The 26684-nt window shown below is 73.4% G+C and carries 27 protein-coding genes; 16 read left to right on the top strand and 11 right to left on the bottom strand.

The features are described from left to right. Nucleotides 1-86 precede the first annotated feature (86 nt). Nucleotides 87-677 (top strand): aminoacyl-tRNA hydrolase, encoded by a 591-nt coding sequence (gene pth / locus ACFRQN_RS26620; protein ID WP_375873911.1) that lies wholly within the window; start codon nt 87-89, stop codon nt 675-677. On the opposite strand, the gene ACFRQN_RS26615 is transcribed toward pth, so the two are convergent. Then, nucleotides 674-2203 (bottom strand): MFS transporter, encoded by a 1530-nt coding sequence (locus ACFRQN_RS26615; protein ID WP_380742626.1) that lies wholly within the window; start codon nt 2201-2203, stop codon nt 674-676. The two genes, pth and ACFRQN_RS26615, sit on opposite strands and share 4 nt — an antisense overlap. Before the next feature lie 191 nt (nt 2204-2394). On the opposite strand from ACFRQN_RS26615, the gene ACFRQN_RS26610 reads away from it, so the two are divergent. Next, nucleotides 2395-2913: a MarR family winged helix-turn-helix transcriptional regulator gene (locus tag ACFRQN_RS26610; RefSeq protein WP_049656105.1), complete on the top strand. Its 519-nt coding sequence runs from the start codon at nt 2395-2397 to the stop codon at nt 2911-2913. 103 nt (nt 2914-3016) lie between these two features. Further along, complete coding sequence (locus tag ACFRQN_RS26605) at nt 3017-3526, top strand: GNAT family N-acetyltransferase (RefSeq protein ID WP_380742624.1); 510 nt, start codon at nt 3017-3019, stop codon at nt 3524-3526. A 43-nt stretch (nt 3527-3569) separates the two neighbouring features. On the opposite strand, the gene ACFRQN_RS26600 is transcribed toward ACFRQN_RS26605, so the two are convergent. Both ACFRQN_RS26600 and ACFRQN_RS26595 read right to left on the bottom strand, forming a co-directional pair. Continuing rightward, entirely contained in the window at nt 3570-4079 is a 510-nt protein-coding gene (locus ACFRQN_RS26600; RefSeq protein WP_380742622.1) for a methylated-DNA--[protein]-cysteine S-methyltransferase, read from the bottom strand. Further along, nucleotides 4076-5725: a DNA-3-methyladenine glycosylase 2 family protein gene (locus tag ACFRQN_RS26595; RefSeq protein ID WP_380742620.1), complete on the bottom strand. Its 1650-nt coding sequence runs from the start codon at nt 5723-5725 to the stop codon at nt 4076-4078. The genes ACFRQN_RS26600 and ACFRQN_RS26595 overlap by 4 nt, the downstream gene beginning before the upstream one ends. 273 nt (nt 5726-5998) lie before the next feature. Between ACFRQN_RS26595 and ACFRQN_RS26590 the strand changes: the two genes are divergently transcribed. Then, complete coding sequence (locus tag ACFRQN_RS26590) at nt 5999-6457, top strand: ASCH domain-containing protein (RefSeq protein ID WP_380742618.1); 459 nt, start codon at nt 5999-6001, stop codon at nt 6455-6457. Between the two features lie 59 nt (nt 6458-6516). Here the strand turns inward: ACFRQN_RS26590 and rsgA are convergent, their stop codons facing one another. Both rsgA and ACFRQN_RS26580 read right to left on the bottom strand, forming a co-directional pair. Beyond that, nucleotides 6517-7650, bottom strand: coding sequence for a ribosome small subunit-dependent GTPase A (gene rsgA, locus ACFRQN_RS26585; RefSeq protein WP_074001009.1), 1134 nt, complete (start codon nt 7648-7650; stop codon nt 6517-6519). Between the two features lie 395 nt (nt 7651-8045). After that, nucleotides 8046-9188 (bottom strand): cytochrome c oxidase assembly protein, encoded by a 1143-nt coding sequence (locus tag ACFRQN_RS26580; protein ID WP_158077661.1) that lies wholly within the window; start codon nt 9186-9188, stop codon nt 8046-8048. A gap of 313 nt (nt 9189-9501) precedes the next feature. Here ACFRQN_RS26580 and ACFRQN_RS26575 point away from each other — a divergent pair, with 313 nt between their 5' ends. After that, nucleotides 9502-11130 (top strand): FtsW/RodA/SpoVE family cell cycle protein, encoded by a 1629-nt coding sequence (locus ACFRQN_RS26575; RefSeq protein WP_380742616.1) that lies wholly within the window; start codon nt 9502-9504, stop codon nt 11128-11130. Between the two features lie 109 nt (nt 11131-11239). Here the strand turns inward: ACFRQN_RS26575 and ACFRQN_RS26570 are convergent, their stop codons facing one another. Next, entirely contained in the window at nt 11240-12619 is a 1380-nt protein-coding gene (locus ACFRQN_RS26570; RefSeq protein ID WP_380742614.1) for a YihY/virulence factor BrkB family protein, read from the bottom strand. 201 nt (nt 12620-12820) lie between these two features. On the opposite strand from ACFRQN_RS26570, the gene ACFRQN_RS26565 reads away from it, so the two are divergent. From ACFRQN_RS26565 to ACFRQN_RS26515, 11 genes are all read left to right on the top strand, one after another. Further along, nucleotides 12821-12904 carry a putative leader peptide gene (locus tag ACFRQN_RS26565; protein WP_310593185.1) on the top strand — a complete coding sequence of 28 codons (84 nt, stop codon included), beginning with the start codon at nt 12821-12823 and terminating at the stop codon, nt 12902-12904. A 198-nt stretch (nt 12905-13102) separates the two neighbouring features. Continuing rightward, nucleotides 13103-14827, top strand: coding sequence for a nitrite/sulfite reductase (locus ACFRQN_RS26560; RefSeq protein ID WP_049655045.1), 1725 nt, complete (start codon nt 13103-13105; stop codon nt 14825-14827). Next, complete coding sequence (locus ACFRQN_RS26555; protein WP_030060859.1) at nt 14824-15006, top strand: hypothetical protein; 183 nt, start codon at nt 14824-14826, stop codon at nt 15004-15006. The genes ACFRQN_RS26560 and ACFRQN_RS26555 overlap by 4 nt, the downstream gene beginning before the upstream one ends. Then, nucleotides 14987-15688, top strand: coding sequence for a phosphoadenylyl-sulfate reductase (locus tag ACFRQN_RS26550; protein ID WP_117487354.1), 702 nt, complete (start codon nt 14987-14989; stop codon nt 15686-15688). The genes ACFRQN_RS26555 and ACFRQN_RS26550 overlap by 20 nt, the downstream gene beginning before the upstream one ends. 62 nt (nt 15689-15750) lie before the next feature. Beyond that, nucleotides 15751-16332, top strand: a complete 582-nt coding sequence (cysC, locus tag ACFRQN_RS26545; RefSeq protein WP_074001209.1) for an adenylyl-sulfate kinase — start codon at nt 15751-15753, stop codon at nt 16330-16332. Then, nucleotides 16329-17288, top strand: coding sequence for a sulfate adenylyltransferase subunit CysD (gene cysD / locus ACFRQN_RS26540; protein WP_049655041.1), 960 nt, complete (start codon nt 16329-16331; stop codon nt 17286-17288). The genes cysC and cysD overlap by 4 nt, the downstream gene beginning before the upstream one ends. Further along, nucleotides 17288-18619, top strand: coding sequence for a sulfate adenylyltransferase subunit 1 (locus tag ACFRQN_RS26535; protein WP_117487355.1), 1332 nt, complete (start codon nt 17288-17290; stop codon nt 18617-18619). The genes cysD and ACFRQN_RS26535 overlap by 1 nt, the downstream gene beginning before the upstream one ends. 246 nt (nt 18620-18865) lie before the next feature. Continuing rightward, nucleotides 18866-20029 carry an aliphatic sulfonate ABC transporter substrate-binding protein gene (locus ACFRQN_RS26530; protein WP_049655034.1) on the top strand — a complete coding sequence of 388 codons (1164 nt, stop codon included), beginning with the start codon at nt 18866-18868 and terminating at the stop codon, nt 20027-20029. Nucleotides 20030-20171: 142 nt separating this feature from the next. Next, nucleotides 20172-20975, top strand: a complete 804-nt coding sequence (locus ACFRQN_RS26525) for an ABC transporter ATP-binding protein (RefSeq protein ID WP_049655033.1) — start codon at nt 20172-20174, stop codon at nt 20973-20975. Further along, nucleotides 20962-21894, top strand: a complete 933-nt coding sequence (locus ACFRQN_RS26520) for an ABC transporter permease (RefSeq protein WP_074001002.1) — start codon at nt 20962-20964, stop codon at nt 21892-21894. Before ACFRQN_RS26525 ends, ACFRQN_RS26520 begins: the two co-directional genes overlap by 14 nt. 7 nt (nt 21895-21901) lie before the next feature. Then, nucleotides 21902-22639 carry a sirohydrochlorin chelatase gene (locus ACFRQN_RS26515; protein ID WP_380742629.1) on the top strand — a complete coding sequence of 246 codons (738 nt, stop codon included), beginning with the start codon at nt 21902-21904 and terminating at the stop codon, nt 22637-22639. A gap of 3 nt (nt 22640-22642) precedes the next feature. Here the strand turns inward: ACFRQN_RS26515 and ACFRQN_RS26510 are convergent, their stop codons facing one another. The 5 genes from ACFRQN_RS26510 to ACFRQN_RS26490 all read right to left on the bottom strand — a co-directional run bounded on the left by ACFRQN_RS26510 (nt 22643) and on the right by ACFRQN_RS26490 (nt 26404). Continuing rightward, nucleotides 22643-22954 (bottom strand): hypothetical protein, encoded by a 312-nt coding sequence (locus ACFRQN_RS26510; protein WP_049660589.1) that lies wholly within the window; start codon nt 22952-22954, stop codon nt 22643-22645. Between the two features lie 9 nt (nt 22955-22963). After that, on the bottom strand, nt 22964-23239 hold the full coding sequence (locus ACFRQN_RS26505; protein ID WP_198959303.1) for a hypothetical protein: 276 nt from the start codon (nt 23237-23239) through the stop codon (nt 22964-22966). 121 nt (nt 23240-23360) lie between these two features. Beyond that, nucleotides 23361-24074, bottom strand: a complete 714-nt coding sequence (locus ACFRQN_RS26500; RefSeq protein ID WP_053112563.1) for a ricin-type beta-trefoil lectin domain protein — start codon at nt 24072-24074, stop codon at nt 23361-23363. A gap of 292 nt (nt 24075-24366) precedes the next feature. Next, complete coding sequence (locus ACFRQN_RS26495) at nt 24367-26034, bottom strand: DEAD/DEAH box helicase (RefSeq protein ID WP_380742611.1); 1668 nt, start codon at nt 26032-26034, stop codon at nt 24367-24369. A 163-nt stretch (nt 26035-26197) separates the two neighbouring features. After that, the gene (locus ACFRQN_RS26490; RefSeq protein WP_049657493.1) at nt 26198-26404 is read right to left on the bottom strand and encodes a cold-shock protein; all 207 of its coding nucleotides are present in this window, start codon (nt 26402-26404) and stop codon (nt 26198-26200) included. Nucleotides 26405-26684 lie beyond the last annotated feature (280 nt).

Here is a 26684-nt window from a genome sequence, read left to right as displayed (position 1 = left end):
GGACGGTCCCGTACCGTCCCGGCCGCGCCCCGGCCGTCCGCCGTTCTTCCCCGCCCCCTTCAGAACCCCCTTCGGAGCACCCCCGCATGACCCCCGACGCCCCCTGGCTGATCGCCGGACTCGGCAACCCCGGCCCCTGGTTCCGGCTCACCCGCCACAACGCGGGATTCCTCGCCGTGGACCGGCTCGCCGAACGGCACGGCGCCCGCTTCCGCCGGAGCGGGCTCGCCGGCCTGACCGCCGAGATCGGCATCGACGGCCACCGGGTGCTGCTGGCCAAGCCGCTGTGGTGGTCCATCAACCTGTCCGGACGCCCGGTGGCCGCGCTGCTGCGCCGCCACGGCGTCCCGGTCGAACGGCTGGTGGTCGTGCAGGACGACCTGGACTTCCCCTTCGGCTCCGCCCGGCTCAAGCGCGGCGGCGGCCCCGGCGGCCACAACGGCGTGCGCTCGGTGGGCGAGGTGCTCGGCACCCGGGACTTCGTCCGGCTGCGCTTCGGCATCGGCCGCCCCCCGAAGGGCCGGAGCGTCGGGGACTTCGTGCTGAAGAAGTTCTCGGAGGAGGAACTGGCCGCCATGCCCGGCGAGTTGGACCGCTGCGCGGACGCCCTGGAGACCCTGGTCCGGCGCGGCCTCAACCGCGCCCAGGACACCCTGAACGCCCGTACGGACGCCTAGGGTCCGGTCCTTCGGGTGCGGACGGGCCGGGTGAGCAGTGCGGCGGCGGCCGCGACGGCGGCGAGGGCGAGCAGCACCGTCCGCCCACCGGACGCGGCGCCCGCCAGGTGGACACCGAGGACGGACAGCGCCATGCCGAGCGCCGTACCGAGGCTGCGGGCCATGTTGACCATGCCGCCGCCGACCGCCGAGCACTGGGCCGGGATCGCCCGCATCACCAGGGCGTTGTTGGCGGGCAGCAGCAGGCCCAGTCCGTAACCGGCGACCAGCAGCGGGAACGCCACCGCGTCCGAGGCCGGCAGCAGGGCGAACAGCAGCAGTCCGACGGCCGTGAGCAGCGCGCCGAAGCGGCACCTGGTCACGTCCGACCAGCCCCGGGGCAGCCACCCGCCACCGACCGTCGCGGCGAAGGCGAACGCGGCGGGCAGCAGGGTGACCACCAGGCCCGCGTGGGCCGTCGACACGCCCGCGCCGGTGAGCAGCACCGGGCCCAGCACCAGCGGGCAGAACAGCAGCAGGTAGCCGATCAGCGCCACCACCAGGCCGGAGCGCACGCCCGGGGTGTTGACCAGCCCGGGCGCCAGGATCGGCCGGGCGGCCCGCCGCTCCTGGCGCACCAGCGCGAGGGCCAGGACGGCGGAGGCGAGCAGCAGGGCGGCCACCGCCCAGCCGGGCAGGGGCAGTCCGGAGGCGGTGGACAGGGCGAGCAGCAGCGTGGTGGTCGCCCCGGTGAGCAGCAGCAGGCCGGGGAGGTCGAAGCGGGCGACCTCGCGGGGGGCGGTCCGGTGGGTGCCCGTCCCGTGGGTGCCTGCCCGATGAGCGGCTGTCCGGTGAGTGCCGGTCCGGTGGGTACCGGTCCGGCCCTCGCGGGGGCCCGGTACGGCGGCCGGGGCGCCGGTCGTCCGGGTGCGGGGCAGCAGGTACCAGCCGGCCAGGATGCCGAACACCGCGATCGGCACGTTGACCCAGAAAACCCAGCGCCACGAGGCGTGTTCGACCAGCATCCCGCCGAGGATGGGCCCGAGCGCCAGGCCGAGGCCCTGGGCGGAGGCCTGGATGCCGAGCGCGCGCCGCATCGCGTGCCCGGGGACGCCGCGCGCGACCAGGGCGACGCTGTTGGCCTGCATCATCGCGGCGCCGACCGCCTGGACGGCGCGGAGGCCGACCAGGACCCAGAGGCCGCCGGCGAATCCGGCGCCCAGCGAGGAGAGGCCGAAGACCGCGAAGCCGCCGATGTACATCGTCTTGCGGCCGACCAGGTCGGAGAGCCAACCGATCGGGGCCAGCAGGGCGACCAGGACCAGCAGGTAGGCCAGGGCGACCCACTCGACGGCGGCGAAGCCCGCGCCGAAGTGGCGGCCGAGGGCGGGGAAGACCAGGGCGATGACGCTGGCGTCGAGCTGGCCGAGGAAGGCTCCGAGACAGACCGTGCCGACGGCGAGCCAGTGGGCGTGGCGCCAGCCGGCTATGCCACGCGGCCGGGGCCGCTCGGTGAGCAGCCTCGTGGCAAGGGCAGTGGCATTCATGACACGAATATATCGGATACAGATATGTTCTTTCTACGAGCAGCTCGCTCTGCGACAGGAGACGTCCCACGGTACGGACGGTGCCGGAGGGACCCCCGCCACGAGGCCCGCAACAGAGCCGCAACACAGTGCGGCCCCGAGGCCCGAACCGGCCGCCGAACCGCCCCGTACCAGGCGATACGCTGTCCGCCATGCCGTCGTCACCACACGTTCCCGACCCCGCCACCGGAAGTCCCGACCCGGCGGTCGAGCACGCCCGGCGGCTGACGGACACCGTCACCCGGCTGCGCCGCGCGCTGCGCAGCAGCATCCGCACCGACTACCCGTGGGAGTCCCTGCCGATGGCGCAGGTCGAACTCCTCCAGACGCTGGCCGCCGCACCGCTGCGGGTCGGCGAACTGGCCGCGCGGCAGCGGCTCGCGCCCAACACCGTCAGCGGACTGGTCGGCAAGCTGCTCGACGCCGGCTTCGTCGACCGCCAGGCCGACCCCGGCGACCGCCGCACCGCCCGGATCGCCCTCACCCCGGCCGGGCGCCGACAGCTGGACGACTGGCAGCACGCCCATGAACGCCGGATCGCCGCCGCGCTCGGCACCCTCGACCCGGCCGACCGCACGGCGGTCGTCGACGCGCTGCCCGCGCTGGAACAGCTCGCCCGCGCCCTCGCCCAGCCGGGCACCGGGCCCGAGCAGGGGCCCGCCGCCGGCTAGGAAGCCACCGACGGGAAACCGGCCTGCGGGAAACCGCCCTGCGGAAGCCGGCCGGCCGGAAATCACTGGTCGCCGGGGCCCGTCCGGCGCTACCGTCCCCGGCATGACCACCGCGGACGTACGCATCGAGCCCTGGACGGACGACGACCTCGCACTGCTGCGCCGGGTCAACACACCGGAGATGAAGAAGCACGTCGGCGGGCCGGAGAGCGAGGAGCAGCTGCTCGTACGGCACCGGCGCTACCTGGACTTCGTCCCGTCCGGGCTCGGCTGCATGTACCGGATCGCGCTGCTGCCCGAGGGCGAGGCCGTCGGGACGGTCGGCTACGGCACCCGGACGTGGGAGGGTCGGACCGTCCACGAGATGGGGTGGAACGTGCTGCCCGGCTTCCAGGGCCGGGGCATCGCGGTTGCCGCCACCCGCGCGGCGGTCGCGGCCGCCCGCCGCGAGGCCGCGCACCCCCACCTCCACGCCTTCCCCTCGGTGGACAACCCCGCCTCCAACGCGGTCTGCGCGAAGGCGGGGTTCACACTGCTCGGCGAGACGGACTTCGAGTTCCCGCCCGGGCGGTTCATGCGGAGCAACAACTGGCGGGTGGACCTTCGGAGTTGATCGCTCGGGGTCTACTGGGGCAGGGGCCCTGGGGCGTCGGCGGTCAGAACAGGGTGCCGCCCTCCAGGTCCAGCAGCCAGCGCTTGCGGTCCACGCCGGCGGCGAAGCCGGTGAGCGCACCGCCTGCGCCGAGCACCCGGTGGCAGGGCCGGACGATCAGCAGCGGGTTGGCGCCCACCGCGCCGCCGACCGCGCGGACCATGCGCGGCTCCTGCCCGGCCAGCTCGGCGAGTTCGCCGTAGGTGACGGTGGTGCCGTACGGGATCTCGTCCAGCGCGGCCCAGATCCTGCGGCGGAACTCGGTGCCCTCGGGCGCGAGCGGGAGGTTGAAGCCGGTGCGCTTGCCGGCGAAGTAGTCGGTCAGCTGGGCGACCGGCTCGGCGAGCGCCTCGGGGTCGCGCACCCAGTCGTCGGCGGGCTCGGCCAGCGCGTACTTCTGGCCGGGCACGGTGACGGTGGCCAGCGCGGCCGGTCCGCCGCCCTCCGGCAGCACCCCGCTGAGCAGCAGCCGGCCGAAGGGGCTCTCCATGGTGGTGTAGACGGTGGTGCTCATGCTCGTCCGATCTCCGTTCCGGTGCTGGTGCTACTGGTGTCGCTGGTACTGATGCTGGTGCTCATGTCGGTATCGGTCCCGGTATCGGTCCCGGTGCCTGCGGGGCCGGTGGTCGCGGGGCCGGCCCACAGCCGGTGGACGGCGTAGGAGCGCCACGGGGCCCAGGACTCGGCGGCGCGGGCGGCGGACTTCGGATCCCCGGCGGCGCCGAGGCGGAGCAGGCCGTGCTTGACGCCCACGTCGCTCGGGAGGAAGACGTCGGGGTCGGCCAGGGCCCGCATCCGCAGGTAGCCGACCGTCCAGGGGCCGATGCCGGGCAGGTCCAGCAGGCCGGCCGCGGCCTCCTCGCGGTCGACCCCGCTGTCGAGCCGGACCGTGCCCTCGGCCAGCGCGCCGCACAGGCCGATGAGCGCGCGACGGCGGGCGGCGGGCATCGCGAAGTCCTCCGGATCGGCGGCGGCCAGGGCCGCCGCGGTCGGGAAGAGCAGGCGCAGACCGCCGCTGGGCTCAGGCAGCGCGGTGCCGTACTTCTCCGCGAGCCGTCCCGCCAGGGTACGGGCGGCGACGACGGTGATCTGCTGGCCGAGGACGGCGCGGACGGCGAGCTCGTGCGGGTCCACGTGACCGGGCGAGCGCAGCCCGGGGCGCTCGCGGACCAGCGGGCCGAGCAACGGGTCGGCGCCGAGCTGCTCGTCGACCGCGAGCGGGTCGGCGTCTAGGTCGAAGAGGATGCGCAGGCGCTGGACGGCGGTCGGCAGGTCGCGCAGGTCGGCGAGCAGCAGGCGGCAGTCCAGCCAGCCCCGGGTGGGCGGCTCGCCCGGCGCCAGGCCCTCGACCTCGGCGATGCCGTGGCCGTACGGGAGCGCGAGGGTGCGGCGGTACACGCGCACGCCGGGGCGCGCGCCGGGGACGACCTCCTCCACGCCGGGGACGGCGCGCAGGGCGAGGAAGTCGATCAGGTGCTCGCTGTCCAGCGCACCGCGGTAGGCCAGGCGCAGGGTGAGACCGCCGGCCGGAGTCGCGATGCGGCGACCGGCGGCGACCTCGGCGCGCAGGCCGCTGGGGGTGCGGTCGTAGACCTCGCGCACGGTGTCGTTGAACTGGCGGACGGAGGCGAAGCCGGCCGCGAACGCGATGTCCGTGACGGGCAGTTCGGTGGTCTGGAGGAGCAGGCGGGCGGTCTGCGCGCGGCGGGCGCGGGCCAGCGCGATCGGGCCGGCGCCCAGCTCGGCGGTCAGCTGGCGCTGCAGTTGGCGGGAGCTGTAGCCGAGGCGGTCGGCCAGGCCGGCGACGCCCTCGCGGTCCACCACGCCGTCGCCGATCAGGCGCATCGCCCGGCCGACCAGGTCGGCGCGCTGGTTCCACTCGGGCGAGCCCGGCACGGAGTCGGGCCGGCAGCGGCGGCAGGCGCGGAAGCCCGCCCCCTGGGCGGCCGCGGCGCTGGGGTAGAAGACGCAGTTGACCCGCTTGGGGGTCACGGCGGGGCAGCTCGGACGGCAGTAGATGCCGGTGGAGGTGACCGCCGTGAAGAAGACCCCGTCGAAGCGGGAGTCGCGGCTGTCCACGGCTCGGTACCGGATGTCGTCGTCGATCACGTTGTCCAGTTTGCGGCACTGGGCGGGGGGTGACTGGCGGGAATCGGACATCACCGTTGATCGTCGCCGATCCCTGCTTCGGGGGGCCCTCCCCCTCCCCCCGCCCCCACCCTCCCCACCACCTCACCCCATGGCCCATCGGCCCATCGGCCCATGGCGCCTTGGCCCGGAGGCCTGCCGGCCCGCCCATTCGCCCGCCCGCACCCGAGAGCACCCGCACGGCACCCCTGCACGCCCCGGGCCTAGGCACCTGGCACCGGGAGCCGAGAGCCCCGGGCCTGAAATTCGCGGGCCCGCCAGCCGTCCCGCCGTTACCCTCGCGGCATGAGCGAGCAGCACTCCTACACCGGTCCGGACGACCCGCACGTCGTCGCCCTGCCTCCGGCCGAGTTCGCGTTCCCCGGCCCGCTGCGGGACCAGCTGGTCGCGGCGATCCTCGACGGCGCCAAGACCAGCACCACCGGCCTGGTCGCCGACTACGACCACGAGGGCGAGCCCCTACCGCTGCCCGGTGAGCTCTCCGCGGTCCTCGACTCGGACGGCCGCAGGGTCGCCGTGATCGAGACCACGGACGTCCGGGTGGTCCCGCTCGCGGAGGTCGACCTCCAGCACGCCCTGGACGAGGGCGAGGGGTGCACCAGCGTGGCCGAGTGGCGTGCGGTGCACGAGCGGTTCTGGCGCAGTCCGGAGATGCTCGACGCCCTCGACGACCCGGGTTTCACCGTGGACGACAGCACTCCGGTGGTCCTGCAGAGCTTCCGCCTGGCGGCCGACCTCCGCTGAACCGGGTGGGCCCGGCGGAGGCCGGCGGCCGCGGCGCGGCGGCCGGCCGGTGTCGGGGTTCAGCGCTTCACCGGACCTCCCGCGGCTCGCATCGACTTGTTGATCGTCTTCCACTTCTTCAGCCGCGCCTTGGCCACCCGGGCGTCCGACCGCGAGGCGATCCACTCGTTCTCGCGCTGGAGCTTGAGGTAGCTGTCCATCCGGCGCTGCGGCAGGGTGCCGTCGGCCAGCGCCGCCCGCACCGCGCAGCCGGGCTCGGTGTGGTGGCCGCAGTCGTGGAAGCGGCAGTCCTCGGCCAGCTCGGCTATGTCGGCGAAGGCCAGGTCCACGCCCTCGCCACCGTAGAGGCCGACTTCGCGCAGCCCGGGGGTGTCGATCAGCACGCCCCCGCCGGGCAGCGGGATCAGCTCGCGGGTGGTCGTGGTGTGGCGGCCCTTCTGGTCGACCTCGCGGGCCTCCTGGACGGTCATCACCACGGAGCCGGCCAGGGCGTTGGTGAGCGTGGACTTGCCGACACCGGACTGGCCGATCACCGCGGTGGTGCCGGGGGTGCAGGCGCGGAGCACGTCCATGCCCTCGCCGGTCTCGGCGCTCACCACGACCACCGTGACCCCGGGGGCGACCGCCTCGACGTCGGCCCGGATGAAGTCGGCGTCGTCGACGAGGTCGGCCTTGGTGAGGACGACCAGCGGATCGGCGCCGGACTCCCAGGCCAGGGCGAGGAAGCGCTCGATCCGGCCGAGGTCGGGATCGGTCGCGAGGGAGGAGGCGATCAGCACGGTGTCGACGTTGGCGGCCAGCACCTGGCCGTCGGAGCGCTTGCCGGCCACCTTGCGGATGATCGCGGTGGAGCGCGGCAGCAGCGCGGCGACGGAGGCCATCGGCTGGGCATACAGGTCGACCGCCGCCCAGTCGCCCGTGCAGGGGCAGTTGATCATGTCGGCGTCGCCCACCGGCCGGGTGTCGAACCGGACGGTGCGCGGCTCGCCCGTCTCCGGGTCGGCGATGACGGCGTCGCACTGGCCGCGGTCGACCCGGACGATCCGCGCCGGGAGCAGCCCGGCCTCGCCGAACGGGGTGAACAGCTCCGCGAGCTCGGCCGTCCAGCCGTAGCCGGTCAGCCCGGAGGCGTCAGCGGAGGTCGAGGAAGAAGAGGAGGAAGAGAACGACGGAACGGAGGCAGCGTTGAACAACGCAGTGGCCCTTCGGGAGGAGATGTCCCGGCGGGCTACGGCTGGCGCGAAGGGCTCAGCCGGCGGCCGGGAAAAGGAGGTGAACGCGAGTGCTGCCCTGGGCAGCTATCGGGGCGACAACGACCACGGGGTTCACCTCCTGCTCTCTACTCCTCGGGCGGCCCAATGGCCCCCGAACCGGATGTGTCACACGCTAGCGGAGCGGGGGATCCCGGCCAACCTATTTTTGACCTGCGGAAATGCGGGAAAGAGGCCGTCGGGAAGGCCTCGAAGGGCCACAATTGGCCCGCCGCAAACAGCCGCTCGGCCACCCCTGCCAGACCCGGCCACCCGGCTGCCCGGCCACCCCGCCAGGCCCGGCCACCCCGCCACCAGACACTCGCCCCCGACGCGCCCTACCCCCCGTACCGGTGCTTGAGGTTCGGGTCGTCCAGCCACCACGGCCGCATCCCGGTCTCCTCTTCCTCCGGCTGCCCCGTCTCCCGCGCCCGCTCGGCCGCCGCCGCGAAGCGGGCGTCCAGCTCGGCGTCCACCGCCTCGGTCTCCTCCCGCCCCTGCACCACCATCCGCCGCACCAGGGCGGCCAGGAACGGCAGCCCGACCAGGTCCCCCAGCACCCAGAACGCGTTGCCGCCCCAGGTCTGGTCCTGCGCCGGGCTCGGCCCCCACGGCCGCCCGAGCGCCAGGTAGTAGTGCTCGGCGACCAGGTGCCCGCCGTAGATCAGCACGATCCCGAGCCCCGCGTCGAAGATCACCTCGGCGAAGGTGATGAACAGCCCGACCAGGTGCGGGTACTCGTGCCCGACCGGGTCGAGCTGCAGGCGCGGCCAGAAGTACGCGAGGCCGAGCAGCACCAGCGCCAGGTGCAGCACCACGTTCCCGAGCCCGCTGGACACCGACCACTCGTACCAGGGCGTGAAGTAGAGCAGCCACGGCGGCGCCATCAGCAGCGCGGTGGAGACCGCCGGGAACATCAGCACCTTGGACGGCCGGCTGCGCAGCGCCCGCAGGACGCGCTCCCGCCGGGCCGCCGGCGCCGCCTCGACCAGCAGCGAGACCGGCGCGCCGAGCGCCAGCAGCAGCGGGACGACCATCAGCAGCAGCACGACCTGCACGGCCCGGTCGGTGAAGAGGATCCGGTCGTACACGCCGAGGCCGGAGCAGGTGCACCAGATCCACAGCAGCAGCCCGCCGAGGAACGCGACGGTACGGGTGGGCTGCCAGCGCCCGCCGGCGGACCCGGCCCCGCCCCCGACCCCGACCCCGGAACCAGCCCCACCCCCGCTCCCGGCCCCGCCGGCCCGGTTGACGCGGCGCACCGCCGCCAGGTACCAGGCGCCGAGCAGCACCGACAGCGCGAGCACCAGCGGCTCGGCCGTCCAGGAGGTCGCCAGGTCGGACCACTGCCACGGCGGCGGGCCACTGTAGGCGAGCACCGAGGCGGGGCCGCCCACCGGACCGCCCGCCGGGCCGCCCATCAGGCCACCCGCCGGAGCACCCATCGCGCCGTCCAGCACCGCGCCCATCCGCCCGCTCACCTCGCTCGTCCCGGTGGTCCCCGCCTGTCGCGAATCCCATCGGTCGGGAACCCATCGGCTGGGAACCCGCCGATCGGGAACCCCGACACCGGAGCACCCCGGCGCCCGGCCATGATGTCCCTCGGCCGCGCCCCCGCCGCACCCGGGGCCCGCCTCTATACCCGGGCCTGAACAAAGCTTTACCAAGCCCCAACAAAGCTTTGCCCAGGCAAAGTTCTGCCCTCCGTCCCCTCTTTTCCGCAACCGCGGGCGAAGACACAAACGTCTGGCAGGATGCCCCGTCGGCGAGACCCGCCACGTGGCCGACAAGGGGATGACAAGGGTGCGAACCACTGCACGCGGCGACGGCCGCCGGCTGGCGGCGCGCCACCGCAACATCGAACTGGGCCTTCTGGCCCTCGCGGTGGCCGTCTGTCTGGCGGGACACATCGACGCCGACCTGGCGCTCACCGGCAGGATGCCGCCCGGGCTGCTGGTGCACGGCCTGTCGCTGGGCGCGCTGGCCGGGGCGGCCCACCTGGCGGTGCGCCGGTTCGCGCCGTACGCCGATCCGCTGATCCTGCCGCTGGGCGTCTTCCTGACCGGCTTCGGGCTGGTGCTGCTGGACCGGCTGGACTTCAGCTACAAGGCCGCGCACGCCGCCAAGGGCGACTACCAGAAGCTCCCGGCGGCACCCTCCCAGCTGATGTGGGTGTTCATCTCGGTGGCGGCGGCGCTCGCGCTGATCGTCTTCGTCAAGCACCACCGCTTCTTCCAGCGCTACGTCTACCTGCTGATGGCGGGTGCGCTGATCCTGCTGGCCGCGCCGGTGCTCTCCCCCGGCGACAGCTTCGGCGCCAAGCGCTGGATCCGGCTGTTCGGGCTCTCCTTCGAGCCGGACGAGTTCGTGAAGGTCGCGATCACGATCTTCTTCGCGGGGTACCTGATGGCCTCCCGGGACGCGCTGGCGCTGGCCGGGCGGAAGGTCTGGGGGCTGACCCTGCCGCGCGGCCGGCACGCCGGCCCGGTGCTGGCGATCTGGGTGGTCAGCCTGCTGGTGCTGATCTTCGAGCGCGACCTGGGCACCTCGCTGATCTTCTTCGGCGTCTTCATCGTCATGCTGTACGTGGCGACCGAGCGCACCAGCTGGGTGGTGCTCGGCCTGCTGATGGCGGTCGGCGGTGCGGCGGTGGTCGGGACGGTGGAGCCCCATGTGCACGGCCGCGTCGAGGCCTGGCTGCACCCGCTCGACTACTACAAGCCGGTGCACGACATGGCGATCTCCGAGCAGCCCGCCGAGGCGCTGTTCAGCCTGGGCACCGGGGGCATGACCGGGACCGGCCTGGGCTCGGGACGGCCCTGGCTGATCGGCTTCGCCGGGCGCAGCGACTTCATCTTCACCACCATCGGCGAGGAGCTGGGCCTGGCCGGGGTGACGGCGATCCTGCTGGTCTACGTGCTGCTGGTCCAGCGCGGCCTGCGCACCGCGATCGGCCTGACCGACCCGTTCGGCAAGCTGCTGGCCACCGGTCTGTCGGCGGCGCTGGCGCTCCAGGTGTTCGTGGTGGTCGGCGGGGTGAGCGGGCTGGTCCCGCTGACCGGCAAGGCACTGCCGTTCCTGGCCGCCGGCGGTTCGTCGCTGCTGGCGAACTGGCTGATGGTGGCGCTGCTGATCAAGCTGAGCGACTCCTCCGGGCGCACCGCCCTGGACCCGGCCCAGCCCTCCCCCGAGCCGCTCCCGGCCCAGGCCCGCCCGGCCGAACCGTCCGTACGGGCCGAACCGTCCGCGCCCGGCCCGTACGGCCCCACCGGCCCCGACACCCCGCACGACCCGTCAGCCCAGCGCCCGACGGACCCGACCCCGGCGGGACCGCTCTCCTCCACCCCCGGCGCCGCCGACCCCTCCGCCCCGACCGAGCTGCGCCCCGCGTACGGCCACCCTCCGCACCCGTCCGCCCCCTGACCCACCGCCGACCCCCGACGCACCCGCGGCGCACTCCACGCCCCGACGCACCAGGGCCTCCCCCGCACCCGCGGGAGAGGCCCTGCCGTCACCGTCCTGGACGCCCCGCCTACCGCTGTTCCCACGGCGGCCGGGGCGGCCTCGGCGGGTACCCCGGCACCTGCTGCCCGGGCGGCACCGGCCCCAGCCCCGAACCCGGCCCAGGCCCAGCGCCCGATCCCGGCTGGCCTGCCCCCGCCCCCGTCCCGCCCGCCTGCGGCGGCCTGGCCGGCCGGTCGCTGTCCGGCGGCGGTGGCCCGGGCCGGTGGTGCGGCCCGCCGCGGGCGGTGAGCCGGCCGCGCACGTTGTCGGCGGCCAGCACGTCGGCCCACCGCTCCGGGTACTCGGAGGGCACGTCCTCGCCCTCGTCCTCGCCCCACTCCTCCTCGACGCCCTCGGCGAGCCCGAGTTCGCGGGCGCGCCGGGCCCGTTCGGCGGCCCGCCGGGCGGCGACCTCGCGGACCACGGCGGCGGCGGCCTCCTCGTGGGCGCGCTCGTTCTCGGCGCGCGCGTCGGCGGTCTCCAGGGTGGGCCAGCGGCGGTCTATCGCGGCGTTCATCGCGGCGCCGATGAGCACCGCGAGCGCCACCACGAAGATCCACAGCAGGACGGCCACCGGCGCCGCCAGCGAGCCGTACACCGAGGGGCCCTCGACCGAGCTGACCAGGTAGACCCGCAGGCCGACGCTGCAGAAGACCAGCACCACCAGGGCGACCAGGGCGCCGGGGATGTCCTCGCGCCACGGGGTCGAGACCGGGACGGCCAGGTGGTAGAGGGTGGTCAGCGAGACGGTCAGCAGCACGATGGCGACCGGCCAGTAGAGCGCGCCGACCAGCCCGGACACCCCCGGTACGGCGTTCTCCAGCAGTCCCGGACCGACCATCAGCAGCGGCAGCACCAGCGAGCCGATCACCAGGGCGCCGAAGTAGAGGCTGAGCGACATCAGCCGGGTCTTGACGATGCCCCGCTTGCCGTCGAGCCCGTACATGACGGTGATGGTGTCGATGAAGATGTAGAGGGCCCTGGAGCCGGACCACAGGGACAGCAGGAAGCCGATCGAGACGAGGTCGGGCCGGGTGCGGTCGAACACCCCGTCCAGCAGCGGGACCACGACCTCGTTGACGGAGGAGTCCGACAGCACCGTCCCGGAGGCCGAGAGGATGCTCTTCTTGAGCCCGGCGATGGTGCCCGCGCCGACGAACTCGTCGAGGTAGCCGAGGGTGCCGGCCAGCCCGAGCAGCAGCGGCGGGATCGACAGCAGGGTGAAGAAGGCCGCCTCCGCGGCGAGCCCGGTGACCCGGTACTCGACGCAGGTGTTGGTGGTGTCCCTGATCAGTTCCCACGCCGTGCGGCGCCAGGTGGCCTGTTTGGCCGCGCGCCGGGAGCCCTTGCCCCGCCGCCGGGAGGGCCGCTCGGCGTTCGCTCTGCTCGTATCGCCTGCTGCTTGCACAGGGCCAACCGTATCGGGCCGGGGCCCGGCGGTTGATCTCCCCGGGGGTACGGGCGCGTGGCCGGGCGGGGTGGGGGCGCGTCGCCGGACGTCCGGGCGGGGAGCGGCGGGAACATCCGGATGTCCCACATGACGAAACCTCAGAGTCCAGTATCTGGATGTTAGTGGACCGCGAGTCCCGCGCCGTGCGAATCTCTTGCCATGCCTAGCGCCGGAACCACCCTAGTAGGTCGACTCCACGTCGATCTCCTTCGCGTGTCCAGCGCCATCTGTCCGGTGACCTGAGCCCCCCGTCTCCGCCGCACCACCGCACCCGGCGCCGACCTTCCCGCCATCCCCGCCGCAGCGGATGCGCAGGCGCCCGCCCGGTCCCGGCCACCGCCCTCAAGACCTTGAAATCCGCAGGTCAGAGCGGTACCGCACGGCCGGACACGCCCCGCGACCCATTCGGCAGCAGCGCCATCCGCCCAGAAGGACTTCACCATGGCCACCTCCCCCGAGACCGTCGAGCCCACGGCCGACCGCGCCGCCGAGCGGCGCCCCGCAGCGGCCCGCAAGGTGACCCGCCACCGCGGCGAGGGCCAGTGGGGCATGGGCCACTACACCCCGCTGAACGCCAACGAGCAGTTCAAGAAGGACGACGACGGTCTCAATGTGCGGACACGTATTGAGACGATCTACGCGCACCGGGGCTTCGACTCCATCGACCCCGCCGACCTGCGCGGCCGGATGCGCTGGTGGGGGCTCTACACCCAGCGCAAGGAGGGCATCGACGGCGGCAAGACCGCGATCCTGGACCCGCACGAGCTGGACGCCGAGTTCTTCATGCTCCGGGTCCGCATCGACGGCGGCCGGCTGACCGTCCCCCAGCTGCGGGCGGTCGCCGAGGTCTCCGAGCAGTACGCGCGCGGCACCGCCGACCTGACCGACCGCCAGAACATCCAGTACCACTGGATCCGGATCGAGGACGTCCCGGCGATCTGGCAGAAGCTGGAGGCCGTCGGCCTGTCCACCACCGAGGCCTGCGGCGACACCCCGCGCGTCATCCTCGGCTCCCCGGTGGCCGGCATCGCCGAGGACGAGATCATCGACGGCACGCCCGCCATCGAGGAGATCCAGCGCCGCTTCATCGGCAACCCGGACTTCTCCAACCTGCCGCGCAAGTTCAAGAGCGCGGTCTCCGGCTCCCCGCTGCTGGACGTCGCGCACGAGATCAACGACGTCTCCTTCGTCGGCGTGGTCCACCCCGAGCACGGGCCCGGCTTCGACCTGTGGGTCGGCGGCGGCCTGTCCACCAACCCCAAGCTGGGCGTGCGGCTGGGCGCGTGGGTCCCGCTGGACGAGGTCGCGGACGTCTACGGCGGCGTCATCGGCATCTTCCGCGACTACGGCTACCGGCGCCTGCGCAACCGCGCCCGGCTGAAGTTCCTGGTCGCCGACTGGGGCGTGGAGAAGTTCCGCCGGGTCCTGGAGGAGGAGTACCTCGAGCGCCCGCTGCTCGACGGCCCCGCCCCGGCCGAGCCCGCCGCCCGCTGGCGCGACCACGTCGGCGTCCACCGGCAGAAGGACGGCCGCTACTACATCGGCTTCGCCCCGCGCGTCGGCCGGGTCGACGGCAAGCTGCTCGGCCGGATCGCCGACCTCGCCGCCGCCCACGGCAGCGACCGGGTGCGCACCACCGCCGAGCAGAAGATGATCGTCCTCGACATCGCCGAGGAGCACGTCGACTCCGTGGTGGCCGGCCTGGAAGCGCTCGACCTGCGAGTCACCCCCTCGCCGTTCCGCCGCGGCACCATGGCCTGCACCGGCATCGAGTACTGCAAGCTCGCCATCGTCGAGACCAAGGAGCGCGGCCGCACGCTCATCGACGAGCTGGAGCAGCGCCTGCCGGAGTTCGCCGAGCCGCTGACCATCAACATCAACGGCTGCCCGAACGCCTGCGCCCGCATCCAGGTCGCCGACATCGGCCTCAAGGGCCAGCTGGTCACCGACGAGCACGGCGAGCAGGTCGAGGGCTACCAGGTCCACCTCGGCGGCGCACTCGGCCTGGAGGCCGGCTTCGGCCGCAAGGTCCGCGGCCTCAAGGTCACCAGCGCGGGCCTGCCCGACTACGTCGAGCGCGTGCTGACCCGCTACCAGGCCGACCGCACCGAGGGCGAGCGCTTCGCCCAGTGGGCGGCCCGGGCGACCGAGGAGCAGCTCTCGTGAGCGAGCGAGCCGCGCCGTTCTTCTGCCCCTACTGCGGGGACGAGGACCTGCGCCCCTCCGAGGCCGGGCACGGCGCCTGGGAGTGCCACGGGTGCCGCCGCGCCTTCCAGCTGAAGTTCCTCGGCCTGCTGTCACCGACCAACCACGGGGGTACGTCACATGAGCAGCACCGCGACTGACCACGAGGCGATAGCCGTCCGGGCCGGCCGCGAGCTGGAGGAGGCCACCGCGCAGGAGGTCCTGCGGTGGGCCGCGGACACCTTCGGCGCGCGGTTCTGCGTCACCTCCTCGATGGAGGACGCGGTGGTGGCCCACCTGGCGTCCTCGGTGTTCCCGGGGGTGGACGTGGTGTTCCTGGACACCGGCTACCACTTCCCGGAGACCCTCGGGACGCGCGACGCGGTGGCCGCGACCATGCCGGTCAACGTCATCACGCTCACCCCGCTGCGGACGGTGGCCGAGCAGGACGCCGAGCACGGGCCGGCCCTGCACGACCGCGACCCGGACCTGTGCTGCTCGCTGCGCAAGGTCGAGCCGCTCAACCGGGGCCTGGCCGGCTACGACGCCTGGGCGACCGGGCTGCGCCGCGACGAGTCGCCGACCCGGGCGAACACCCCCGTGGTGTCCTGGGACCCGAAGCGCCGCAAGGTCAAGATCGCCCCGATCGCCCGCTGGACCCAGGAGGACGTGGACGCCTACGTCGCCGCCCACGGCGTGCTGCTCAACCCGCTGCTGTGGGAGGGCTACACCTCGATCGGCTGCTCCCCGTTGTCCTGCACCCGCAAGCCGGGCGAGGGTGAGGACGCCCGGGCCGGCCGCTGGTCCGGCTCCGGCAAGACCGAGTGCGGCATCCACCTCTGATTCGATCCGTTCTGATCGTCCGTCCATCCTCGTGTAAGGAAAGAACCGTGACAGCTGACACCCTGGCCGCCGACGGAGCCGCAGAGGCGGCCCGCACGGCCGCCCCGTGCGAGCGCGGCGCCACCGTGTGGCTGACCGGGCTGCCGAGCGCGGGCAAGACCACCCTGGCCTTCGCCCTCGCCGAGCGGCTGCGCGCCGAGGGCCACAAGGTCGAGGTCCTGGACGGCGACGAGATCCGCGAGTTCCTCTCCAAGGGCCTCGGCTTCTCCCGCGAGGACCGGCACACCAACGTCACCCGGATCGGCTTCGTCGCCGAGAAGCTGGCGGCCAACGGCGTCAAGGTGCTCGCCCCGGTGATCGCCCCGTTCGCGGACTCCCGCGCCGCGGTGCGCGAGCGGCACGCGGCGGCCGGCACCGAGTTCCTGGAGATCCACGTCGCCACCCCGGTCGAGCTGTGCGCCGAACGGGACGTCAAGGGCCTGTACGCCAAGCAGGCGGCCGGCGAGATCTCCGGCCTGACCGGCGTGGACGACCCGTACGAGGCCCCGGAGCGGCCGGAGCTGCGCCTCCAGACCCAGGGCCGTGCGGTCGCCGAGTCCGCCGCCGAGCTGCACGCCTTCCTGACCGAGAGGGGTCTGGCATGACCACCGAGACCGACAGCCCGGTCCGCACCGCCGGCGACCCCAACCAGAATTCAGGGGGGCCCTTCGCGCTGTCCCACCTGGACGCGCTGGAGGCCGAGTCGGTGCACATCTTCCGCGAGGTCGCGGGGGAGTTCGAACGCCCGGTGATCCTGTTCTCCGGCGGCAAGGACTCCATCGTCATGCTGCACCTGGCGCTCAAGGCCTTCGCGCCCGCCGCCGTCCCCTTCTCGCTGCTGCACGTCGACACCGGGCACAACTTCCCGGAGGTCATCGACTACCGCGACCGCGTCGCCGCGCGGCACGGCCTGCGCCTGCACGTCGCCCACGTCCAGGACTTCATCGACCGCGGCGTCCTGCGCGAGCGCCCCGACGGCACCCGCAACCCGCTGCAGACCGTGCCGCTGCTGGACGCCATCGAGACGAACCGCTTCGACGCGGTGTTCGGCGGCGGGCGCCGCGACGAGGAGAAGGCCCGCGCCAAGGAGCGCGTCTTCTCGCTGCGCGACGAGTTCGGCGCCTGGGACCCGCGCCGCCAGCGCCCCGAGCTGTGGTCGCTCTACAACGGCCGCCACGCGGTGGGCGAGCACGTGCGGGTCTTCCCGCTGTCCAACTGGACCGAGCTCGACGTGTGGCAGTACATCGAGCGCGAGGGCATCGAGCTGCCGGAGATCTACTACGCCCACGAGCGGGACGTCTTCGCCCGCAGCGGCATGTGGCTGACCGCCGGCGACTGGGGCGGCCCCAAGGAGCACGAGCCGGTCGAGCGGCGGCTGATCCGCTACCGCACCGTCGGCGACATGTCCTGCACCGGCGCCGTCGACTCCGACGCCACCACCATCGAGGCCGTCATCGCCGAGATCGCCGCCTCGCGCCTCACCGAGCGCGGTGCGACGCGGGCCGACGACAAGCTCTCCGAGGCCGCGATGGAAGACCGCAAGCGCGAGGGATACTTCTAATGAGCACCGCCACCAACGCCACCTCGCTGCTGCGCTTCGCCACCGCCGGCTCCGTCGACGACGGCAAGTCCACCCTCGTCGGCCGGCTGCTGCACGACTCCAAGTCGGTGCTCGCCGACCAGCTGGAGGCCGTCGAGCACGCCTCCCGCAGCCGCGGCCAGGAGGCGCCCGACCTCGCCCTGCTCACCGACGGCCTGCGGGCCGAGCGCGAACAGGGCATCACCATCGACGTGGCCTACCGCTACTTCGCCACGCCCCGCCGGCGGTTCATCCTCGCCGACACCCCCGGGCACGTGCAGTACACCCGCAACATGGTCACCGGCGCCTCCACGGCCGAACTCGCCGTCGTCCTCGTCGACGCCCGCAACGGCGTCGTCGAGCAGACCCGCCGGCACGCCGCCGTCGCCGCCCTGCTGCGCGTGCCGCACGTCGTCCTCGCCGTCAACAAGATGGACCTGGTCGACTACGCCGAGCCCGTGTTCGCCGCCATCGCCGCCGAGTTCACCGCCTACGCCGCCTCGCTCGGCGTCAAGGACGTGCTGGCCGTCCCGATCTCCGCCCTCGCCGGGGACAACGTCGTGGAGCCGTCCGCGCACATGGACTGGTACGGCGGCCCGACCCTGCTGGAGCACCTGGAGACGGTGCCGGTCGGCAGTGACCCGGGCGCCGAGCCGGCCCGCTTCCCGGTCCAGTACGTCATCCGCCCGCAGACCGAGGAGCACCCCGACTACCGCGGCTACGCAGGCCAGTTGGCGTCCGGCGTGCTGCGCGTCGGCGACACCGTCACGGTCCTGCCGTCCGGCCACACCACCACCGTCGCCGGGATCGACGCCCTCGGCCGCCAGGCCGACGCCGCCTGGGCCCCGCAGTCGGTGACCGTCCGCCTCGCCGACGACCTGGACGTCTCCCGCGGCGACCTCATCGCCGCCGGGCCCGTGCCCGTCCCCACCAAGGACATCGAGGCCACCGTCAGCCACCTCAGCGAGCGGCCGCTGCGCGCCGGCGACAAGGTCCTCCTCAAGCACACCACCCGCACCGTGCGGGCGCTGGTCAAGGACGTCGCCTACCGGATCGACATCACTGCGCCGATCGGCGAAGGGGGCTTGGAACAGCGCCCCGCCCCCGACGGGCTGAACGTCAACGACATCGGCCGGGTCGTCCTGCGCACCGCCGAGCCGCTGGCCCTGGACGGCTACTCCGACAACCGCCGCACCGGGTCGTTCCTGCTCATCGACCCGGCCGACGGCACCACCCTCACCGCCGGCATGGCGGGCGAGGCCTTCGCCACCGTACCCACCACCGGCACACCCGACGAGGAGGACTGGGTCTGATGCCCAGCGAGGCGTTCTCGGGCATGGACAAGGAAGGCGGCCGCATCGGCAGCGGCGTCCTCGGCAGCGGCCAGGGCGGCCTGACCCGATGTGCGGGCCGACGGGGCTGAGAACGCCCTGTCACCGGGCTGTCTCCCCCCACAGCCGCCCGGCTTGCCCCCGGCACACCGCTGCCGCGCGCACCACCTTCCAACCTTCCTTCCGAGACCGCCTCCTGACGGTCCGTCCGCGAACAGGACTCTCGCCATGGCACCGAACCCGGCCCTCCCGCATACCCGCACCCGCCCCGACGCCGGGCGGATCAGACGCTCCGCGGCCGCCGCCGCGGCCGGCCTGACCGTGGCGGCCCTGCTGTCGTCCTGCAGCTACGGCTCCAAGGCGGACGACAAGTCCTCCGACGCCAAGGCCAACACCGCTGCCACCGCCGGGAGTTCCGGCGCGAAGCTGTCCGCGGACACGGTGAAGATCGGCTACTTCGCCAACCTCACCCACGGCACCCCGCTGGTCGGCCTCCAGGAGGGCTTCTTCCAGAAGGAGCTCGGCGCCACCCAGGTCAAGACCCAGGTCTTCAACGCCGGCCCGGCCGAGATCGAGGCGCTGAACGCCGGCTCCATCGACATCGGCTGGATCGGCCCCTCCCCCGCGATCAACGGCTACACCAAGTCCGACGGCAAGTCCCTGAAGATCATCGGCGGTTCGGCCTCCGGCGGCGTCAAGCTGGTCGCCAACCCGGAGAAGATCGCCACCCTGGACGACCTCAAGGGCAAGAAGATCGCCACCCCGCAGCTCGGCAACACCCAGGACGTCGCCCTGCTCAACTACCTGGCGGGCAAGGGCTACAAGGTCGACGCGGCCACCGGCGCCGGCGACGTCTCGGTCGTGCGCACCGACAACAAGGTCACCCCCGACGCGTACAAGTCCGGCTCCATCGACGCCGCCTGGGTGCCCGAGCCCACCGCCTCCAAGCTGGTCACGCTCGGCGCGAAGGTCCTGCTCAACGAGAAGGACGTCTGGCCCGACAAGAAGTTCGTGATCACCAACATCATCGTCTCGCAGAAGTTCCTCACGGAGCACCCGGACGTGGTGGAGGCCGTGCTGCGCGGCTCGGTGAAGACCAACGCCTTCATCAAGGACAACTCCGACAAGGCCAAGGCCGACGCCAACGAGGCGATCAAGAAGGAGGCCGGCAACTCCCTGGAGCCCGCCATCCTCGACCCGGCCTGGGCCGACATCGACTTCCTGGACGACCCGCTGGCGAACACCCTCCAGGCCGAGGCCGACCACGCCGTCACCGCCGGGCTCCTCAAGAAGCCCAACCTGAACGGCATCTACGACCTCACCCTGCTGAACAAGGTCCTCGCCGCGGAGGGCCGGCCCGCCGTCGCGGACGCCGGACTCGGCGCCAAGTAGCGCCCGCAGCAAGGCCGTTCGTCACGACTCCGCGGTCCGGCCCCCGCCCACCCGGTCGATCCCCGATCGATGCCCACCGGGACGGGCGGGGCCCGGGCCACGGCCCCGACCTCGCCAGACCACTCATCCAGGAGGTGCCCGGATGACCCCGGCACTGACCACCTCGGCGGACGCCCCCGGCGCCGACGCCCACGGCGGTGCGCCCGCCGTCCGGATCTCGCACGTGCACAAGTCCTTCGGCCGCCCCGGCGCCCAGACCCACGTCCTGGACGACATCACCCTCGACGTCGCCCCCGGCGAGTTCGTCACCCTGCTCGGCGCCTCCGGCTGCGGCAAGTCCACCTTGCTCAACCTCGTCGCCGGCCTCGACCGGCCCACCGCCGGCGGCATCGAGGTGCCCGGCGGCCGCCCCGCGCTGATGTTCCAGGAGCACGCCCTCTTCCCCTGGCTCACCGCCGGCCGGAACATCGAACTCGCCCTCAAGCTGGCCGGCGTCGCCCGCCCCGAGCGCCGCGCCGAAGCCGAGCGGCTGCTCGAACTCGTCCGCCTGGACGGCGCGTACGGCAAGCGCGTCCACGAGCTGTCCGGCGGCATGCGCCAGCGCGTCGCCATGGCCCGCGCCCTCGCCCAGGGCAGCAAGGTCCTGCTCATGGACGAGCCCTTCGCCGCCCTCGACGCCATCACCCGCGACGTCCTCCACGACGAGATCACCCGGATCTGGGCCGAACGGCAGCTGACCGTCCTGTTCGTCACCCACAACGTCCGCGAGGCCGTCCGCCTCGCCCAGCGGGTCGTGCTGCTCTCCTCCCGCCCCGGCCGGGTCGCCCGCGAATGGCACATCGACCTGCCCCAGCCGCGCCGCATCGAGTCCGCCGGCGTCGCCGACCTGTCCATCGAGATCACCGAAGAACTGCGTGGGGAGATCCGTCGCCATGGCCAGCACTGACACCACCCCCGTCCTGGACAAGAACGACAGGAACGACAAGCACGACCGGAACGACAGGACCGCCGACACCGCGGGCGTCGGCGCCGGCCTGGACGCCCTCGACGCCGTCACCGCACAGCGCGGCTCCCTCGGCGAGGCCCTGCGCAGCAAGGCCCTGCCGCCGCTCATCGGCGTGCTCGTCGTGCTCGCGCTCTGGCAGGGCGCGTACAGCCTGGAGCTCACCTCCTCCTACAAGCTGCCCAGCCCCGCCGACGTGTGGCGCTCCGCCCAGGACCTCTGGTACCAGGGCACGCTGTTCTCGATCATCTGGACCAGCGTCTGGCGCGGCCTGTCCGGCTTCCTCCTCGCCGTGGTGATCGGCACCCCGATCGGCCTCGTCGTCGCCCGCATCAGACCGGTGCGCACCGCCATCGGGCCCGTCCTGCAGGGCCTGCAGTCGCTGCCCTCGGTCGCCTGGGTGCCCGCCGCCGTCATCTGGCTCGGCATCAACGACTCGATGATGTACGCCGTCATCCTGCTCGGCGCCGTCCCCTCCATCGCCAACGGCCTGGTCGCCGGCATCGACCAGGTCCCCCCGCTGTTCCTGCGGGCCGGACGCACCCTCGGCGCCACCGGCCTCACCGGTGCCCGGCACGTCCTCATCCCCGCCGCCCTGCCCGGCTACCTCGCCGGCCTCAAGCAGGGCTGGGCCTTCTCCTGGCGCTCCCTGATGGCCGCCGAACTCGTCGCCTCCTCCCCCGACCTGGGCCGCGGCCTCGGCCGCTTCCTGGAGGACCAGCGCGAGTTCTCCGACATGTCCGGCGTCCTGCTCGGCATCATCCTCATCCTCTTCGTCGGCATCGCCATCGAGCTCCTCGTCTTCACCCCCGTCGAACGCCGGGTACTGCGCAACCGCGGCCTGCTGGCCACCGGCAAGTGAGGCAGCGCTGATGCCCGCCCTCCTCCTGATCGCCCACGGCAGCCGCGACCCGCGCCACGCCGCGACGGTGGCCGCGCTCGTGGAGGAGGTGCGGGCCCAGCGGCCCGGCACCGAGGTCGCCACCGCCTACCTGGACCACTGCGCGCCGCGGATCCCCCAGGTGGTCGGACGGCTCGCGGACGCGGTGGCGGTGCCGCTGCTGCTCAACCGGGCCTTCCACGCCAAGCACGACATCCCGGCCGCCCTGCGCGCCGCCGGCTCCCGGCTGCCGGTCGCCGACGTGCTCGGCCCCTCCCCCCTGCTGCTCGCCGCCTTGGACCGCCGCCTCGCCGAGGCCGGCCTCGCGGTCGGCTCACCCGCCGCCCGGGCCCGTACCGGCGTCGTCCTGGCGGCCGCCGGCTCCTCCGACCCGGCCGCCGACGCCGCGACCCGCGCGGTCGCCGCCGAGTGGCGCCGCACCCGCGGCTGGGCCGCCGTCGAGGTCGCCTACGCCTCCGCCGCCGGCCCCCGCGTCCCCGACGCCCTCGCCGCCCTGCGCACCGCCGGCGCCGAGCACACCGCCGTCGCCCCCTACCTGCTCGCCCCCGGCCTCCTCCCCGACCGCATCGCGGCCGCCGCCGAGGACGCGGACGCGGACCTCGTGGCCGACGTCCTCGGCCCGTCCCCCGAACTCGCGGCCCTCCTCCTCCACCGCTACGACCAGGCCCGCCACGCCGCGGACACCACCCCGGCCCTCACCGCCTGACCCTCACGACGCCCGACGGTGCTGGTACTCCGCCACCGCCGCGGTGATCACACTGAGCGGCACCGGCTCGTCCACGTCCGCGATGGCGGCCTCGATCCACTCCCTCATGATCGCCGTCGGCTTCAGCCCCCGTTCCCGCGCCCGGCGCCGGACCTCGTCCATCACCGGCTTGGGCAGCCGCAGCGAGGTGGTGATCATCACCGACTCGGCCGCCACCGGCTCGCCCGGCTCGGCGCTCATGATCTCGTCCTCGGTCAGCTCGTGCGTCTCGTAGTACTCGGCGATCGCCTCGAGGTCCGCACCGTTGTCAGTCATCCGTCACCTTCAACTCGTCCGCTTGAGGAACAAGCGCCTCTCCGCAGCTGTCATGTCGCGTGCGGTGGCGCAGTACCACGCTGACGGCACCACCGCGCTCTCCGCCAACACCACCAACAGGTAGCGCCCGGCCCGCGTCACGCCATGGCACAGGGTCGTCCCCTGGCGGCCGTCCGAGAACCAGTGCGGACGGCAGAACACGACATCCTCGACCTCCTCCGGATCCACTCCGTGCCTGGCGATGTGCTCCTCGGACCGCTCGGTCCAGTAGATCTCACTATGCACGAGCAGCAGCGTGTTGCAAACGCAATGCACGACTCAAGCCGCCGTCACTCGGGCGAGTGACGGCGGCCAGGAGCACCGGCAGCGCGCACGGACGGGCCGTACGCCCTGGCCGGCTCGGGCGTCAGGCCGGGAGGTTCCACTTCTGGTTGGCGGCGCCGTTGCAGTCCCAGATGCCGAGCTGGTTGCCGTTGTCGGTGGAGAAGCCGAGGTCGTCCAGGCAGCGGCCGGACTGCGGGTTGAGGAGCGAGCCGTCGGGGCGGGCCTGCCACTGCTGGGCGCCGCTGCCGTTGCAGTCGTAGATCTGGACCTTGGTGCCGTTGCCGGTGTTGCCGCCGGAGACGTCCATGCACTTGCCGAGGGCGCGGATCGTGCCGTCGACGCCGATCCGCCACTTCTGCGCGACGGAGCCGTTGCAGTCGTAGATCTGGACGGCGGTGCCGTTGCCGACGTTGGCGCCCTTCACGTCGACGCACTTGCTCGCGTAGCCGGAGATCTGGCCGGTCGGGCCGGCCGGCGGGACGGCGCCGAGGACGACGCGCGGGAACTGGACGCTGTCGCCGATGCCGCAGGACGCGGACATGGTGCCGTCGCCGATCGCGATGCCGCCGATGGCGGGGCGGGAGAACTGCACGGTGTGGTTGGAGTTCCAGTAGAGGCAGTTGGCGGTCACGGTCCAGGTCTGCATCGGGTCGAGGCCGGTACAGCTGCCGACGGCGTTCCAGGCGGAGGCCCAGGCGCCGCAGGCCGGGGCGGCCTGGGCGGAGGTGGCCGGGGCGGCCAGGGCGGCGGCCCCGGCGAGCAGGGCGGTGGTCAGCAGGGCGGAGGTTCGGCGCATGGGACGGTCGTCCTTCCGAGTGGGGGGATCACGTGGACTCACCATCCGCGCTTCCGTGGTGACGGGGCGTCGGATGTGTGGGCCGCGTCAGAGACTCGGGGGTGCGCGGTCGGCCGTCAACCGGCAGGGCACCGGCAGCTGCCGGGTGCGCCGGGGCTGAGCTGGGCGGTCGGTCCGGGCGGCAGTTTCGCCGGGGCACGGCACGGCGCCGGTCCCGGAAAAGCCGGAGGCCCCGCACGCCCCCTGCTGCGAGGGGGTGTGCGGGGCCCGTACGGCGCGGCCGGGACGGCCGTCAGTCGGCCTTGCGCCGCTGGCGGCCGGTGCCGTAGTTGGAGCCGGACTTGGTGCCGCTGCCGGGCTTGGCGCGGCCCGAGGAGCGGCCGATGAAGCCGGCCGCCTGCGGGCGCTCGCCCTGGGCGGCGCCGCCGATGCGCTGCTTGGGGCGGGGGCGGCGCGGGTTGCCGTTCATGTCGACGTCGGCGGGCAGCGCGGAGCGCTTGCCGGGCCGGCGGCGGGGGGTGCCGGACTTGGCCCCGGCGGGCTTGTCGGCGCCGCCCTTGGCCCCGGCGGCCTGGTCGGCGGTGACCGGTACGGCCAGCGTCACGGCCACGCCGCTGGGGGTGCGGGCGCCGGTGATCCGGGTGAGGTCGGCGTCGCCCGGGCGGATCTTGGTGACGGTCGGGCGGATGCCGGCCGTCGTCATCAGCCGGTTGACCTCGCGGCGCTGCTCGGGCAGCACCAGGGTGACGACCGTCCCGGACTCGCCGGCCCGGGCGGTGCGGCCGCCGCGGTGCAGGTAGTCCTTGTGGTCGACCGGCGGGTCGACGTTGACGACCAGGTCCAGGCCGTCGATGTGGATGCCGCGGGCGGCGACGTTGGTCGCGATGAGCGCGGTGACGTGGCCGTCCCGGAACTGGTCCAGGACCCGGTTGCGCTGCGGCTGGGACTTGCCGCCGTGCAGCGCGGCGGCCTTCACGCCGTTGGCGAGCAGCTGCTTGGCCAGCCGGTCGGCGCCGTGCTTGGTGTGCACGAACATGATCACGCGGCCGTCGCGGGAGGCGATGTGCGCGGTGGCGGAGGCCTTGTCGGCCTGCTCCAGCTGGAGGACGTGGTGGTCCATGGTGGTGACCGCGCCGGCCGAGGGGTCGACCGAGTGGGTCACCGGGTCGGTCAGGAAGCGCTTGACCAGCCGGTCGACGTTGCGGTCGAGGGTGGCGGAGAACAGCATCCGCTGCCCGCCTTCGGCGACCTGCTCCAGCAGCTTGCTGACCTGCGGCAGGAAGCCCATGTCGGCCATCTGGTCGGCCTCGTCGAGGACGGTGATCGCGACGTCGGAGAGGTTGACGTCGCCGCGCCCGATCAGGTCGTCCAGCCGGCCCGGGGTGGCCACCAGGACCTCGGTGCCGCGGCGCACCGCGTTGGCCTGCTTGTTGATCGACATGCCGCCGACGACGGTGGTGATCCGCAGGTTGACGGCGGTCGCGTACGGGGTGAGCGCCTCGGTGACCTGCTGGGCCAGCTCGCGGGTCGGCACCAGGACGAGCGCCAGCGGGTACCGGGCGTCGGCGCGGCGCCCGGCGGTGCGGGCGAGCAGCGGAAGGCCGAAGGCCAGGGTCTTGCCGGAGCCGGTGCGGCCGCGGCCGAGGACGTCGCGCCCGGCGATCGAGTCGGGCAGCGTGGCGGCCTGGATCGGGAAGGGCTCGGTGACGCCCTGGCGGCCGAGCGCGGAGAGGATCGCCTTGGGCATCTCCAGCTCGGCGAAGGACGCCGCCGGGGGCCGGGCCGGGGTGCCCTGGACCACGGTGAAGTCGGTGGCCTCGGGGGTGGCGGCGGGGCGGGCCTGCTTGGGGGCGCCGCTACGGCCGCGCGGCTTGCGCGGGCGGTCGCCGCCGGCGGTGCGGCGGGCCTGGTCGGTGGTGCGGGGGCCGCGGTCGCGCGGCGAGCGGGCAGGGGTGGTCACGGATTCTCCGTCCGTCGGTCTACAGCCCGGGCTGCGGGCTGGAGTCGGCCGTCGGATGCATGGAGTGCGCCGCCCCGGCCGTACGGCGGCATGAGCGGGGGCCCGCACCGTGCGGTGCGGGCCCCCGCTTCGCGATGATCGCGAGTCAGCGTGGAGGCTGACGTCAGCCGATGATCTGGATGTTCTCGGCCTGCGGGCCCTTCTGGCCCTGGGTGACGTCGAACTCGACCTTCTGGCCCTCGAACAGCTCACGGAAGCCCTGGGCAACGATGTTCGAGTAGTGGGCGAACACGTCGGCGCCGCCACCATCCTGCTCGATGAAGCCGAAGCCCTTCTCGCTGTTGAACCACTTCACGGTGCCGGTAGCCATAACCGTCTCCTCTAAATCCTGGGGGCATCAGGGATCCACACCTCGTGGATCCCCGTGGTAGCCGCGATCCCCATCCGGAGACTGAAACACCGGACAAAACAAATGCGCCTGTCGGTTGGTACCAGCAGGCGCACACCACGTTCATGGGAACCAAAACTGCAACTGCTTCGACTGTAGCACGGTGGCACGGGGGTTGACCGGGGATTTTCCCGCCCAGGAGATCACGTTTGGTGGCCTCGGAAACGGGGCAGCGGCGCCCCCCCCGGCCGGGGGGGCCCCG

The organism is Kitasatospora sp. NPDC056800 (assembly GCF_042789775.1).
Taxonomy (GTDB): Bacteria; Actinomycetota; Actinomycetes; order Streptomycetales; family Streptomycetaceae; genus Kitasatospora.
The sequence above is the reverse complement of the archived record's forward strand: the minus strand, read 5'-3'. Positions and strand labels throughout refer to the sequence as shown.

Coding starts and splice junctions, on each gene's coding strand:
- pth (WP_375873911.1), top strand. CDS start 87: ATGACCCCCGACGCCCCCTGGCTGATCGCCGGACTCGGCAACCCCGGC.
- ACFRQN_RS26615 (WP_380742626.1), bottom strand. CDS start 2,203: ATGAATGCCACTGCCCTTGCCACGAGGCTGCTCACCGAGCGGCCCCGG.
- ACFRQN_RS26610 (WP_049656105.1), top strand. CDS start 2,395: ATGCCGTCGTCACCACACGTTCCCGACCCCGCCACCGGAAGTCCCGAC.
- ACFRQN_RS26605 (WP_380742624.1), top strand. CDS start 3,017: ATGACCACCGCGGACGTACGCATCGAGCCCTGGACGGACGACGACCTC.
- ACFRQN_RS26600 (WP_380742622.1), bottom strand. CDS start 4,079: ATGAGCACCACCGTCTACACCACCATGGAGAGCCCCTTCGGCCGGCTG.
- ACFRQN_RS26595 (WP_380742620.1), bottom strand. CDS start 5,725: ATGTCCGATTCCCGCCAGTCACCCCCCGCCCAGTGCCGCAAACTGGAC.
- ACFRQN_RS26590 (WP_380742618.1), top strand. CDS start 5,999: ATGAGCGAGCAGCACTCCTACACCGGTCCGGACGACCCGCACGTCGTC.
- ACFRQN_RS26575 (WP_380742616.1), top strand. CDS start 9,502: ATGACAAGGGTGCGAACCACTGCACGCGGCGACGGCCGCCGGCTGGCG.
- ACFRQN_RS26565 (WP_310593185.1), top strand. CDS start 12,821: ATGCCTAGCGCCGGAACCACCCTAGTAGGTCGACTCCACGTCGATCTC.
- ACFRQN_RS26560 (WP_049655045.1), top strand. CDS start 13,103: ATGGCCACCTCCCCCGAGACCGTCGAGCCCACGGCCGACCGCGCCGCC.
- ACFRQN_RS26550 (WP_117487354.1), top strand. CDS start 14,987: ATGAGCAGCACCGCGACTGACCACGAGGCGATAGCCGTCCGGGCCGGC.
- cysD (WP_049655041.1), top strand. CDS start 16,329: ATGACCACCGAGACCGACAGCCCGGTCCGCACCGCCGGCGACCCCAAC.
- ACFRQN_RS26535 (WP_117487355.1), top strand. CDS start 17,288: ATGAGCACCGCCACCAACGCCACCTCGCTGCTGCGCTTCGCCACCGCC.
- ACFRQN_RS26530 (WP_049655034.1), top strand. CDS start 18,866: ATGGCACCGAACCCGGCCCTCCCGCATACCCGCACCCGCCCCGACGCC.
- ACFRQN_RS26525 (WP_049655033.1), top strand. CDS start 20,172: ATGACCCCGGCACTGACCACCTCGGCGGACGCCCCCGGCGCCGACGCC.
- ACFRQN_RS26520 (WP_074001002.1), top strand. CDS start 20,962: ATGGCCAGCACTGACACCACCCCCGTCCTGGACAAGAACGACAGGAAC.
- ACFRQN_RS26510 (WP_049660589.1), bottom strand. CDS start 22,954: ATGACTGACAACGGTGCGGACCTCGAGGCGATCGCCGAGTACTACGAG.
- ACFRQN_RS26500 (WP_053112563.1), bottom strand. CDS start 24,074: ATGCGCCGAACCTCCGCCCTGCTGACCACCGCCCTGCTCGCCGGGGCC.
- ACFRQN_RS26490 (WP_049657493.1), bottom strand. CDS start 26,404: ATGGCTACCGGCACCGTGAAGTGGTTCAACAGCGAGAAGGGCTTCGGC.